This window comes from Maridesulfovibrio ferrireducens (assembly GCF_016342405.1).
Classification (GTDB): Bacteria; Desulfobacterota; Desulfovibrionia; order Desulfovibrionales; family Desulfovibrionaceae; genus Maridesulfovibrio; species Maridesulfovibrio ferrireducens_A.
In genome coordinates this window covers 351487-364976 of record NZ_JAEINN010000001.1, presented here as the reverse complement: position 1 = coordinate 364976, position 13490 = coordinate 351487, and the positions used below count along the sequence as shown (strand labels likewise).

Below are 13490 nucleotides of genomic sequence, written 5' to 3'. Positions count from 1 at the left end.
TTGAAATATATGGTGGAGCTGAAGAGAATTGAACTCTTGGCCTCTTGAATGCCATTCAATTATTTCACCCTTCATTTCACCTCACAAAACGTCACATTATCCCTTTGTTTAAAAGAAACTTGACGACTTTACACTTATTTTCATATCACCATATTTCAGGTTGTTTTTTACAAAAAGTGGTACCTAAGTGGTACCGCACTTTTGGAGGCACGTATGGCGAAGGAAAAAAGAAAGTGGATTACTTCTACAAAGTTTTCAGGTGTTCGCTGGTACCAGCATGAAACTCGAAAGCATGGGGTCAAATTTGATAAGTGCTATGGCTTACGCTATGCGGCAGCTGGAAAAAGATTTCAACCGACTCTAGGTTGGGCTAGCGAAGGTTGGACTGAGCAAAAAGCAGCGATAGAACTTTCAAAGCTCAAGGAAGCTTATAAAACAGGCAAAGGCGACTTCTCACTTTCAGAAAAACGGAAAAAGAACCAGAAGAAATATCTGCAAGAACAAGAAGAGATAAAAACAAAAGAAAAAGAATCTATCACCTTCTCTGATTTCTGGAAACAAAGCTACTGGCCAACGCAAAACTATAAGTCTGTCGGGTCTCTCGGAGCTGAATCGGCACTCTACAGAAATTGGATATGCCTGAAGATAGGCAAGGTTCAGCTTGTAAGTCTCAAAGCTAAAGATATTGAAAAAGTTTCATCCGCTATGTTTGCAAAGGGTAGAAGTGTAGCATCTGTCAACTATGCTTTAGCCGTGATCTCACAAGTATGGAATCTTGCAAAACGCGATGGACTTGTTGCAGAAGACTCCCCCACTAAAAAAGTGAAACTCCCAAAAAAAGACAATCGGCGCACCCGCTTTTTGACGAAAGATGAAGCAACCAGACTTTTCAAAGAGCTAAAAACAAGATCCCCCGAAACCCACGACATGGCTATTCTAGCCTTATACTGCGGATTACGATTCGGAGAAATAGCATCCCTTACATGGCAGGACATCGATTTCGAAAATGAAGATATTTATATCAGAGATCCAAAGACCCCAGTAAACCGAAAGGCTTTTTTCATTAAGCCCGTACGCGAAATGCTAGAACGAAGAGCTATAGAGCCTCATTCAAATTCAGACCGCCTGTTCAACACAGTTAATGGAGACAAACTTGCACGAGTTTCTAAAACATATGGCAGAATCGTTGCGGAGATGTTCAACCAAGGCGTAGACGACTCAAGACAAAAAATGTGCTTTCATAATCTCCGTCACACATTCGCATCATGGCATGTCCAGCTTGGAACAGACTTGTACACTGTAAAAGAGCTTATGGGCCATAGTAACTTCAAAATGACTCAACGCTATGCACACCTTGCCCCTGATGGACTCAGGAAGGCTGTTAAGGTTTTGGAGGATTAGCAGGTTTATGTAATCTTTTTGTCACGTTTTAACCACTAAAAACTTGACAAATAACAAAAGGAGAATAACTTTATTTCAGGAGAGAATTAAATCATGCAGGTTTCAGCGCAGATAAATAATTATATAGAATCGATCCCGCCGGGGAAGATCATCACTTATCAGGACTTTAGAGACTTGCAGAAAAGCAAGCCGCAAGCTCTGGCAAAAGCGTTGGAACGTCTGGTGAAAAAGCAGTTTTTAATCCGACAAGCTAAAGGGGCTTTCTACCGCCCCAAGGAAACTATTTTTGGGCAAGTTAGCCCTTCTGATGAGGAACTTATTTCTTTTCTGACACGCAAAGGCGACAAAATAACCGGACTCCTCACCGGACAGTCAGTATATCTCAAACTCCAGATAGCCACGCAGGTTCCGAGTACTCTAACCATTGCGACTATCACTCCCAGAAAAAAACAAACGGTGGGTAAACTGCAAGTCCAGTTCGTGCGCAGTTATGTTTCATCGATCGATGAAAACGACATTCCCCTGCTAGAACTGCTTGAGGCTCTGAGATTCATCAAGAAAGCTCAGGATTGCACACCGGACGAAATTGTTGCTGCTGTTGGGAAAAGTATGAAAGACCTTACAGAAAGGGAATTGAAAAGATTTGTTCAGTTTGCGAAAGCATACCCTCCCATGGTTCGAGCCCTTTGTGGAAACCTTTGCGAAACCATTCCTGAAGGGTTAGCTAAACCCTTTCTGATCGAGTCATTGCGTGCGACTTTGAATCCATATACGAAATACAAATTGCCAATATCTGAAACGATTCTGAGAAACAAAAAGGCATGGGGTATAGTGTGAAACTTCATGAATCCGAAGAGCTTTTTAAAGACGCAATTCAGGCCACCGCAGAACACCTCCGCCTGCAAAACATCTTCATTGAAAAAGATTACTGGCTGACATTGGCCATCTATCGCATTGCCCAGACAGACCTTGCAGATGTGACGGTATTCAAAGGCGGGACTTCACTTTCCAAAGCATACGGATGTATCGAACGCTTTTCAGAAGATGTTGACCTTGCCGTCATTACAGACAAGGACCAGCCAGCTAACCAGACAAAAAAGCTACTCAAAAGAATCACCACAGTAGCGAGTGTGGATTTAAAAGAAGAACTGAAAGGCAGCAGCAAAGGCTCCATGATACGTAAGATCTACTATTCGTACCCAAAGTCATTCGATGGAACATTTGGGCCTGTTTCAAATAAAATTTTGTTGGAAGTTAACGCCTTCGCCCATCCGTCACCAGCTCAGCCCATGCCGATTTCTACTTATATTCACGACTTTCTGAAAAGCCGTGGGCAAGATGAAATTATCAAGCAATTTGACCTTCAGCCTTTCTCGTTTCAGGTTCTATGCCTTGAGCGGACCTTCACAGAAAAAGTCATGGCAATAGTCAAAGCATCATGCAGTGAGACTCCGATCGAATCTCTGCGCCAGAAAATCAGACATATCTACGACATCCACCAGCTTATGCAGAGGAAAGAAATTCAAACCTTCGTCGGCTCTTCTGCCTTTCATGAGCTACTGGAAGTGGTGCGTAAATATGATCAGGAAGCCCCGGTTGGAGATGCCAAGTGGATAGACATGAATATTGCAGGATGTCCTATTTTTGCTGACACAGAAAAAGTGTGGGGATCGTTAAGTTCCGCGTATCGGGATGGGCTTGGGGCTATTGTTTATGGGGAGTTGCCTGCGGAAAGGGATGTGTTGGAATCGCTTATGAAGATTGGGGCTATCTGTAGGTCAAATTGATTCTTTCCCGCGATCAACTCCATCTCAATCGGCTCCCGATATTAGCAATCAATGAATTGAGCCTCCATCCGGGGCACAATTACCCTAATAGAAAAAGATTAGCTCTCGATTTGCAGCTAACACCGAACGGAGCTGCGCTCGGGCACCCCGTCCTTTGATATCTTTGAGCCATGCTATATATTGTGAATCTAGTTTTGAAATACTATATATTATCTCGAATTCAGCCTACTATCAGGCATTAATTAATCACTATTTATGCTAAAAAGGCGCTACCCAAATGGTGCTTTTCTATACCGCAGAACACCGCCACAGAAGCGAAATTTAGAAAATTGGTAGACCAACCTTTCAGTTTCAGGTGATGCCCCTGAAGGATTACAGAGGCACACCCCATCCCCATATTCACAGGATCGCTGTTGTCTGCATCCGCCTGCTATCCAGTAAATACCATACTGCCCCTGCTTCTATTCTCAGCCTGTATGGTTTTGAATCCCCAAAATACCACAGAATCCAAATAGATCAACTCCAGTCCAGTTAACCAGCAAGCTATTCAGTTTTAATCATCATCAGGCAGCATCAGAGTAATGCAGGGCTTCATATCATCGTCTGGCCCGCACGGACTGATAACCTCTACGTCTTCAAGGGTCCTAGGCTGTGACTTGGTTAAAAACAAGACCTGAAAGCTTATCCTGCTCTGGTCCAGCTTATCCTGCATAGCTAACAAGCACATGGTGAACAAGTCATGGAGTCGACCAGTAACGCTCTGCCCTTCGCCTTCAAGTCCTTTCGGTGGAGTGATGTGCTTCGCATACAGATTCAGAGACACCGCTACTGGAACCTTGAATCCGGTCTGCTTCGCCTGCCCGGTCACACGATTAAATTTCCGTCTTCGATTGCCTGCTTTCTGGTATATGAAAAGATTACGTTGAACAGTGAATCATCAAGCCCGTGCATAAGTAAATCTCCTTCAATTTCATATTGTTAAATAATCATGAAAATTGAAGGTCATCCTGATTGGTTTGATTTGGTCACTGGGGGGATTTGATTATCTTTCGATTTTTTTGGTTATTATAGAAGTTAGTCTCTGCCTCTTGATTAGCCTACTAATATTTTATAAAAAAACGCCTATACCAAGAAGACTGAGGCACATAACGAGCAATCCTCTGCACAAAGAGGTCTATAAAGGACAATGGGTAAAGCGGAATATCTGCAAAAAATATTTCTTGCACAAGGGCATTAGCAATGGCTTTTTTAGTATGCATACCTTTTGGTAAATCTTCGATATGATGCGAAAGAGCTTTGTGCTTTGAAAAAAGTCTAAAGCGCCCACCTGCGTAATAGATGGGGCTAAACATATGCTCAAAAAGATTGCGCATAAGTGCTGGAACATGTACAGGACGCAACCCATTAAAAATATATATTTTTGCCTTGCTCTCATGGGCAAAGTTCCGCATATCGGTTTCTGGTGACGCCTCCCACTTGAGTATTTCCGGGTGGGCGGCAATATAGGATTTTTTTATCAAAAAGAAGTCAACGCCAAGTGATTTTCTTTTTTCGATCCAGATCGTTGTGGCAATATCAGCACCAGACAAAATACCTTCATTAATCAATGCATCATCAAAAATCCAAAAATCAGACTCTATAAAGAGCACATAATCAATGTCCTGACGGCATTGAATATGCGCATAGCTTTTTTTTACAAGATCGGTAGCTCCAGATAGATGCCCTGAATTTTCTGTAACATCAATAACCTCTGCCTGTTGTCTGATTTCTTCATCAAGGATATAACCATCATTCGCGCCATTGTGCGCTATAAAAAGGGTATATTTATTTTTTTTCCAATATTGCTGTATGATTTGTACAAGAGCTTTAGCATCGTCCACCCGTGAGTAGACTCGAATGATGACCGCAATATGTTTGCTGTCAGCTGTTCTAGACATGGATTTTACCTTTTAATGAAATTGTTGCGAAAACCATACTGTGCATGAAGACAAACTATTTACTCTTCAATCTTTTAGTTTAGACAGTCATAATATATAGTTTCAACATACTAAAAACAAGAATTAATTATACAAATTTACGAATACACCCACCCCGGTTGGCACCAAAGGTTGGCAGCACACCAAAAATACCGCAAATAAACGCAAAAAAGTGCTAACTCAAAAAAAAGAGTTAACCCTTTAATATTGTACTACTTTTGTACTAAATGGTGACCCCGGCAGGAATCGAACCTGCGGCACCAGGATTAGGAATCCTGTAAATTGTGAATAAATCCTGTATCATCACACATTAACGCCCCATCACCTTATTTTTCACCCGTTTTCTCACCACTACCCGTCCAAACGCCCCGACAACAGCTCCAACTCGCTCAAGACTCTTTCCAAGTCTTTCTGCAAGTCCCGACAACCTTGAACCTCCCTTGTCAGCTCGGCAATTTTCTCGTCCTGGTCGCTTAACCTGCGACTTTGTTCCTTCTCTATTCTTCCCAATGCCTCCGATAAGTTCTGACTTAACTCGTTCATGATCTACCTCTTTAGTAAAAGCGCAGGACTTCCGCTCTCTGTGCGTGTTATTTCCAGCTTCATTCCCTTGGGAAAGACCAGATATTTTTGACTCTCGGTCTGATATGCGTTGATCTTCCATGCTGTAAATTTGCTTATATTCTTCTTCTGGCTTGCTATTTGTGTGTTGATTCTCGCTAATTCCTCGTGATTCTCGTTGATTCTCCAACCGTAGAATCCTGTTATGGAGACCGACACTATGACTAGCAGCAAAGCGGATAGGAAATTTGCCAGTAAATTTTGCTTCCAATGATAAGCCGAAATTGCGGACTGCCTCTTTCTCAACTTTTGCAGCTGTTCGTCCATATCGTTTTTGATTGTATTCAGCTCGGCTGCGGCGTACTTCCTCAAGCTCTCGCTCAAGTCGTGAAATACGTCCTGTACGGCTTGCTCCATTTCCTGCGACTGTGAGTTCACCTGCTCTTTCAATTTGCTTGTCAGCTCTCCAAGATGCTGCATAGATTCCTCCTTTCATCCTTATTCGTTGACCGTCCTGAGACGACTCCAATGTGATATACTTTTTGCCCTTACGTGGGATGGAAAAACCTGCTTTTTCCATCCCTTCAATTAAATCATCCCTGTTTTGATAAACGCCCTTAGAAATGCCCTGAGCCAGATAATCCGTAATTTGTTGCTTCAGCTCTGCCCGTTTGTTTTTGCTGTCAAACTGAATTTCCTTACCCGGCTGAGCAACTCGCGCCCGCTTCGGATCATCCGGCCTTGCCCACTCCATTCGCTCGTTCCATAAATCCCGCCAGACATCATATTGCTTCTGCCAACCCGGTGGACATGCATTCATAGCCTTATCCTGAGTCAATTCCGTACGTGGGATTATGAAATGCATTTCATGATGCCCTGCGTGGCTATGCCGAACCCACAAGACCGAATATTGATCAGGTTCCATGCCTGCGAAAGCTGTTTTCTCAAAATCTTCCATGATCTTCTTTTCAGTTTCTGGCGAAACCTGATCTTCTGGAGCCCATGAAAGAACGCCTGAAGTATACTTCCACTTACGACCCGTTGATCCGATCACCTTTCGGACTATCTCCGGATCTCCGCGCAAAACTTCAGGCGGCGATTCCTCCCGCCCCTTCCTTTTCGGATCAATCACGTAATTAACGGCCTTGGCTCCATCTCCCTGACCATGAGCGAAAACCTTCATATACATTTCACCTCCCGCTCAATTTCAGTCAGCTCGGAAATAATTAAAAGCGAATCGGCACTGCTCTTATATGTATTTGCCCAGCGGGCGAGCTGATTCAGATTGTTACCAATACAGGCAATATGAAGCAGCTTTTCTCTTTCTATTTTAGTGCGACGCACTCTGGTTTGCCCGAGGCGAACTCGCACAAAATCAGCGAGACTCATGCCGCATTCATCGGCTAGGGCAAGAATGCATTCCTTGTCTTGTGGACTCACTCGCAGTGAGAGATGTTTTGTTTTTTTGGCATTATTCATATGTATTTCGTCCAGAGGGTTTGAAGGGAGGCGGAGCAACTCCCTCACCAGCCCCAATGTTTTTGCGGAGCAAAAGTGTGACATTGGGTAGGCTGGCTTAGCAGGATACGCAAACTCCAATAAGAGCACCTGAACCAACAACCGCTATCCCTGCTTTTTTTATTTTTATTGCGATTTTTGCGAACTTTGCGAATTTACTATCTCGATCTAAAGCATGCGAATTTTGCGAACTTACTCTCATGGCACTTTTAGTAAATTCGCAAAATTCGCTTTATTCGCACAAATAAAATAATTTTCGAGGTCTTCCGCCACCTTCAGGCTTCATCTCATCAAGCCGTATATTTTTGCTGGCAAGGAGGTTATTCAGGGCAACGGTCATTTTCTTTTTCGAGATGTGATTTCCAAAAAACTTATACAACCCAGAAGTGTCCAATCTTCCGCCAGACTCCTCCAAAGCTTCTAATATTTTCTGACATGTCGAATCTGTTTCCATGCCCGCAAAAATGAACTGCGCTGACTGTTCGCAAAAATCCCAAAGCGAAAGCGCAGCCCTTAGATGAGAAAGTTCAACACTCTCACATCCATCAAGCAGGGCATAAATTAACGCTATGCGCCTGACATACGCTTCAGACCGATTCAGCACTGAGCCGAGTAGATCAGCTCGTTCTTTTGCAAGAAATGGATAGTTGTCTCCCCACTCCTTTTTTGCTTCAGGACTAAAATCCATCTGAGATCGTGACTTTGATAATTTTAGAAGGGAGATCAGCTTATCTTGAAATTGTTTCACCATCGAAACGTTGAGCGGCTCGGGGAATGGAATGAGTTTTGTTCTGCGAACACAGAGCCATAAAAATCGGTTAGCAAAGCCGTTAAATATCTCGACTCGGTCAAGACGAGCGTGCAGCTCCTGCAACGTGATATGTGTTGTGATAGCTACATGGGGATTTGTGGCCACCAGCCTGCTGGTTTTGGTCAGCGGCTCGATAGTGCCACCGTCAAACAATGTACGGATTATAGTTGAAAGGGTATTCCCTTCCCTTTTAGTACAGGCAAGAGCTCCAGCAAATTCCTGATCCAGAATAAACAGCCGTTTGTCGTCAACACCGGGATCTGTCGTAATGGATTCACAAACACCAGTACTCTTATCCACCTGAAACTTATGTTCTGGGTCACGAATGGCATGAATTAGACCCTCCCCACTGGAAAGCGGCCCTTGAGAAGTGTGTGCGGGAATCCATTGCTTTTCATTGAAACTGAAAAGTTCACGAATGGGCAAAGCGGATGTGCCTTTTCGAGCCTTTGAACTTTGGCCGACCAGCACAACATTAATTCTGCCATACTGCTTTTCCCCAGCAAACATATGCGGAGAGTGACCGATCTCAACGCCAAAGCGGCATAAGAAAGTAGCTAGGACAGCAATAGGATCGGCTTCAGATTGCTCGACTGCAAATTGTGCAAATTCCCCCGCCAAGCCATAAAAGACATTCTTAGCAGGAATGGGCCACGGAGCGGTTTCAAGGCTTGAGTATGGATTACTTTCCTCAACTACTTTTTTCCCGGCCTGCACACCGCTTTGAATCGTACTCTGAACTTCCTGTGAACCAAGTCCTGTTTTCAAAGCAGCCTCTGCAATAGCATTGACGCTTTCTGCTCCGGTCTTTCCCGAAGCTATGTCTTTCCCAACTTGAAAGGCTGCCTTGTTAAGAGAATCGTTCCGAGAGCCTTCTTTGGCATTCAATAAAGACTGAGCATAAGGAATATTCTTACCTAGTGAATTTGGAACGGATGATCCAGACTTGGAATTTTGAACAATCAACTCGATCAGCCAAGCCGGAGCATCAACGGGTAAAACTTCGGTTATCCATTGATAGCTATTTCCTGATTTATGAATGGAAGGTGGCAGAATGACATAACCGCCAGAACCTCGAATATCGAGACCCAATCCAATTTTACCGGCAGAGTTGCGAATATCCATTCCGACCGGCTTGGAAAAGAAAAGATGTCTTCCACCACTTCCGGTTCGCTGGGTCAAAGTTTCAGGTAACCGAGAATTATTGCTTTCAAGGAAGGCTAGAGATTCCTCTCCATGCGGAGGATCAATATCTAAGACAAAACTATTTGCGCCAGTAGGACTTCCAATATTTGCATCAGGAAATCTCTGCCACCAAGCATTGATTTGATCTAAATCTGTGCTCGCAGCATTAAATCCGCCAGAAACACAGGGGCGTTTATCAATGCATGGAAAGACGGAAATTCCAGAGCGAGCGTACAGCAAAGCGGCACGGCTTATACTAGATTTATTTATATGAAGATAATCCAGCATGGCTTAATCATTCCCTGTGCGGGATTCAAGCCACTGTACAAAACTATCACGTTCATAAACAACGTGACCGCCGATTCTGCGTGATTCTGGTCCTTGCCCGGCAGAATCAAGATTTGCCATATAGCCTACACTTATCAAGTTACCAAGGTACTTAGGCAGCTCCTTACGAGGAATGATGGGGGGAAGTTCAGCTAAAAGATTTTTAAAAAACGTATCTTGACGTTTTGATTCCTTAGTCGTTGTTTTTAATTTCTTAAAAGACATGATGTCATCTCCAGAGTTATGATTTCCTCCAAAGATAACGGCAAAACTAGGGAATAATAGGAATATTCTCAATATTCCTTTTCATACAAAACTCTTTTATTTTCGGGATGATAGGCTTTATTTCTTTGAAATACATGGTTTTAAATGTACTTTTTTGAACCTGACTATCTTTTGTTGAATTATTCAACAGACCTAAATGCCTGATGATACCTCCACTCAAAAAGATCTTAACTTCATGGCCATCAATATTGCGAGTTTGCAAAGGATTATCTGCCAAATATTTTTCAAGCCATTTCCAAAAGGACTTGAAAGTCAGATTATTCCCTACTCGTACAAACTCATAAGCAATAATGGCAAAATAAATATCTCTACGGTGGTGATCTTCTTCAAGTTTTGAAAGAAACTGAATTACATCAGCATTGACATTTTCAATCAAATCTTCACTTTCGCCTAATAAATCAGCCGGTGGCAACTCAACAACTTCAACTTCCAAATGCTTTTCAGTTGATTCAGTACTCCTTTTTGCACTAAGAGAATAATTGTTTTGTTGCGGAGATTCTGATGCAACCTCAGACTCCAATATAGCTTCAGATAATGATTTATAAGGAATCATTAATCTTGCTACATCCTCATATGGAATTTCTCTTAACGACTTTTCCCGTTCCATTTCAAAATTCACAAAATCCCGGTCAGAATGAGTTCTATTCAACAGGAATTTTAATTCTTTTCCATTCTCTACAAGTCTTTCAAATAAGGGATTATTAATAGTCCCAGCTTCTCTATATTCTTGCACAAGAATGGATGATGCCATGAAAATTTCTAAAAAAACTCTCTGAAAAATAATTATCTTGGGGTAATGGGCTAAAGCAGGATTTCCTAAAAAACCCCTTAAATAATCTCCAGAAAAAACATATTCAGGAAGTGAAGTGAAAGGGGTGAATACATGAGCACTAGAGGGATGGGCTTCATAGACATCAAAGATTGGATGATAATATTTTTGATTGATGCCACTTAAACAAAATATAGAATTCATCTCTGCTAATGATCGAAAACACGCTTTATTGATCATTAAGCCATTTAGCGCATTTACGTTAATAGATTCAACAAAGCTGCAAAAACATTCAGAAAGACCTTGTGTATTTTTTTTACTAGCACCCTCTATTCTTTCACAAATAAAAGAACTGACACTACGAAAAGCGTATTGTTCGAGAAAAACATCTTTTTCAGCCCTTTTCTCATATTCGTTTTTGCAAAAAACATTTTTACAAAACGAAACTGCCTTTGAATAAAGGCTCTTATCCTTACGGGGAACCCCTTTTAAGATAGAGCTATCCTTGTCCTTATTGAATAAAATTGAAAACATACGCCACCTTTTCATTTTTTTTCACAGAGAATGACATAATATGAAGGCATTTTGAAGTGGTACCAAGTGAAAGCATAAAAACTGGTACCAAACTGGTACCTCTGATGACAACGCACAAAAAAAGGGTTTACGAAATTACTCGTAAACCCTTGAAATGTCTGGTGGAGCTGAAGAGAATTGAACTCTTGGCCTCTTGAATGCCATTCAAGCGCTCTCCCAACTGAGCTACAGCCCCACTCGTTGTGGAAAAGTATCTACAGACTACTATGCAACCTGTCAATACTCTCGACTGTTTTATTTCAATTTTATTCTAAACTTACTGCTAAAACATCACTTTTTTGCTGATCAACCTTAGCTTTCCCTCTTCTATTGTTTTTTTTAACTTACTATACTTAATTACTCATCGATTCAGCTGTTGATTAGCCAGAAGACTTAGACTATCTTAGTAAAGTTTTGATAAAAGCCTAACTCTCTACTTTTTCACGAGGTATCATGCTGGATATTGCCTTTAAAATTGCTTCAAAAATAGCTTGGGTCGGTGTTGTCTTCATAGGCATCACTGTTATCAGCTTCTGGGTAATTCACCTTGCCCCCGGCTCGCCCACAGATATGCAGACCACCATGAACCCGACCGCTACAATCGAAACCCGCCAAAAACTTGAAAAACTTTACGGGCTGGATAAACCTCTGCACGTTCAATACGGCAGATGGATTTCACGTATGGTCCGTTTCGATTTCGGACGCTCAATGTCCGGCGACAACCGCCCTGTGTGGGAACGCATAAAAGAAAGACTGCCTCTCACCTTCGGCATGAATGTAGCTTCGCTGTTGCTGACGCTTTTGATAGCCGTACCTATAGGTGTGTACTCCGCGTGGAAACAAGGAGGCTGGTTCGACCGGGGAATGACGGTCTTTGTTTTCATAGGTTTTGCTGTGCCGGGCTTCTGGCTGGCACTTCTGCTCATGCTCTGGCTGGGCATCTATTACCCGATTCTGCCCATATCCGGCCTGACCTCACTGGATTATGCAATGCTTTCACCGATGGGTAAATTTATCGATATTTCGCGCCATCTGGCCCTTCCCATTTTTATATATACATTCGGCAGTCTGGCGGGAATGTCCCGTTTCATGCGTTCATCAATGCTGGAAGTTCTCCGGCAGGATTACATCACCACCGCCAAAGCTAAAGGGCTTCCCATGCGGACGGTGCTGTTCAAGCATGCCCTTCGCAACGGACTGCTTCCTGTTATTACTCTGCTGGGCCTTTCCATTCCCGGGCTTATCGGCGGCAGTGTTATCATTGAATCAATTTTCGCTTTGCCCGGACTGGGACAGCTTTTTTATAATGCGGTTATGTCGCGTGACTACTCATTAATTATGGGCAGCCTTGTACTCGGGGCACTGCTCACCCTTGCCGGAAACTTGCTGGCAGATGTGGCTTACGGTTTTGCCGACCCCCGTATTCGGGCCGGAGGTAAGGACTGATGCTGAACAAAAAACCACTTACTCCCCCCACCCGCTTTCAGCGATACGGTTTGCTTATTTTAGGGCTTACACTCGTGGGAACCATTTCAATTGCGGCAATTTGTGCGCCTCTGCTTACGTCCTATGACCCCTTTGCACTTAATGTGGATAATCTTCTGCAAGCTCCGAACTTAACACACCTGTTCGGAACAGACGCGCTTGGGCGCGACGTTTTCTCCCGTATTCTATACGGCGGACGCGTCTCACTTTGGGTCGGATTTGTCGCAGTTGGAATTTCGACTGCTATAGGACTTGTGCTCGGGCTGACAGCAGGGTATTTCGGAGGTCTGGTTGATGAAATAATCATGCGCGGCGTTGACGTAATGCTCTGCTTTCCGTCATTTTTCCTCATTCTGGCGGTTATTGCCTTTCTTGAGCCAGGCCTTATGAACATTATGATAGTGATAGGATTCACCTCATGGATGGGCGTGGCTAGACTGGTGCGGGCGGAAACTTTATCGCTTCGAAAGCGTGATTTTGTGCAAGCATCAAAGCTGGCAGGCGCAGGCCCGATACGCATCATGGCAACTCATATTCTGCCGAATGCCATAACACCTGTACTTGTCTCAGCGACTCTCGGTGTGGCGGGTGCAATACTTGTGGAATCATCTCTCAGCTTTCTAGGTCTCGGAGTTCAGCCGCCTGATCCATCTTGGGGCAACCTGCTCATGGATGGAAAAGAGGTGCTCGAAATTGCTCCGTGGCTCTCTATTTTCCCCGGAATGGCGATACTTCTAACCGTTCTGGGCTATAATCTACTTGGTGAAGCATTGCGTGATATTCTTGACCCCAGACTGAAACAGTAAACGGGA

At 43.2% G+C, this 13490-nt stretch carries 12 protein-coding genes and 2 tRNA genes; 5 read left to right on the top strand and 9 right to left on the bottom strand.

Going from position 1 to position 13490, the window contains the following annotated elements:
* The first annotated feature begins 213 nt into the window (after positions 1-213).
* The 3 genes from JEY82_RS01615 (at position 214) to JEY82_RS01605 (ending at position 3188) form a co-directional block, all read left to right on the top strand.
* A complete protein-coding gene (locus JEY82_RS01615; protein WP_304081943.1) occupies positions 214-1401 on the top strand; it encodes a site-specific integrase in 1188 nt (395 codons plus the stop codon).
* Between the two features lie 93 nt (positions 1402-1494).
* Positions 1495-2238: a DUF6088 family protein gene (locus JEY82_RS01610; RefSeq protein ID WP_304081941.1), complete on the top strand. Its 744-nt coding sequence runs from the start codon at positions 1495-1497 to the stop codon at positions 2236-2238.
* Complete coding sequence (locus JEY82_RS01605; protein WP_304081939.1) at positions 2235-3188, top strand: nucleotidyl transferase AbiEii/AbiGii toxin family protein; 954 nt, start codon at positions 2235-2237, stop codon at positions 3186-3188. The genes JEY82_RS01610 and JEY82_RS01605 overlap by 4 nt, the downstream gene beginning before the upstream one ends.
* Positions 3189-3741: 553 nt before the next feature.
* Here the strand turns inward: JEY82_RS01605 and JEY82_RS01600 are convergent.
* The 9 genes from JEY82_RS01600 to JEY82_RS01560 form a co-directional block, all read right to left on the bottom strand.
* Positions 3742-4056 carry a DUF6573 family protein gene (locus JEY82_RS01600; RefSeq protein ID WP_304081937.1) on the bottom strand — a complete coding sequence of 105 codons (315 nt, stop codon included), beginning with the start codon at positions 4054-4056 and terminating at the stop codon, positions 3742-3744.
* A gap of 232 nt (positions 4057-4288) precedes the next feature.
* Positions 4289-5125: a hypothetical protein gene (locus JEY82_RS01595; RefSeq protein WP_304081935.1), complete on the bottom strand. Its 837-nt coding sequence runs from the start codon at positions 5123-5125 to the stop codon at positions 4289-4291.
* A gap of 267 nt (positions 5126-5392) precedes the next feature.
* Positions 5393-5524: transfer RNA gene (locus JEY82_RS01590), tRNA-Ser, on the bottom strand.
* Entirely contained in the window at positions 5475-6914 is a 1440-nt protein-coding gene (locus tag JEY82_RS01585) for a relaxase/mobilization nuclease domain-containing protein (RefSeq protein ID WP_304081932.1), read from the bottom strand. Before JEY82_RS01585 ends, JEY82_RS01590 begins: the two co-directional genes overlap by 50 nt.
* Entirely contained in the window at positions 6905-7204 is a 300-nt protein-coding gene (mobC, locus tag JEY82_RS01580; RefSeq protein ID WP_304081930.1) for a plasmid mobilization relaxosome protein MobC, read from the bottom strand. Before mobC ends, JEY82_RS01585 begins: the two co-directional genes overlap by 10 nt.
* A 271-nt stretch (positions 7205-7475) precedes the next feature.
* Positions 7476-9527 carry a bifunctional DNA primase/polymerase gene (locus JEY82_RS01575; protein ID WP_304081928.1) on the bottom strand — a complete coding sequence of 684 codons (2052 nt, stop codon included), beginning with the start codon at positions 9525-9527 and terminating at the stop codon, positions 7476-7478.
* Between the two features lie 3 nt (positions 9528-9530).
* The gene (locus JEY82_RS01570; RefSeq protein WP_304081926.1) at positions 9531-9791 is read right to left on the bottom strand and encodes a hypothetical protein; all 261 of its coding nucleotides are present in this window, start codon (positions 9789-9791) and stop codon (positions 9531-9533) included.
* Between the two features lie 46 nt (positions 9792-9837).
* Positions 9838-11154: a hypothetical protein gene (locus JEY82_RS01565; RefSeq protein ID WP_304081925.1), complete on the bottom strand. Its 1317-nt coding sequence runs from the start codon at positions 11152-11154 to the stop codon at positions 9838-9840.
* Between the two features lie 159 nt (positions 11155-11313).
* Positions 11314-11389 (bottom strand) — tRNA-Ala (locus JEY82_RS01560).
* Positions 11390-11646: 257 nt separating this feature from the next.
* Here JEY82_RS01560 and JEY82_RS01555 point away from each other — a divergent pair.
* Complete coding sequence (locus JEY82_RS01555) at positions 11647-12639, top strand: ABC transporter permease (protein WP_304081923.1); 993 nt, start codon at positions 11647-11649, stop codon at positions 12637-12639.
* Complete coding sequence (locus JEY82_RS01550; RefSeq protein WP_304081921.1) at positions 12639-13484, top strand: ABC transporter permease; 846 nt, start codon at positions 12639-12641, stop codon at positions 13482-13484. Before JEY82_RS01555 ends, JEY82_RS01550 begins: the two co-directional genes overlap by 1 nt.
* The last annotated feature ends 6 nt before the right edge of the window (positions 13485-13490 follow it).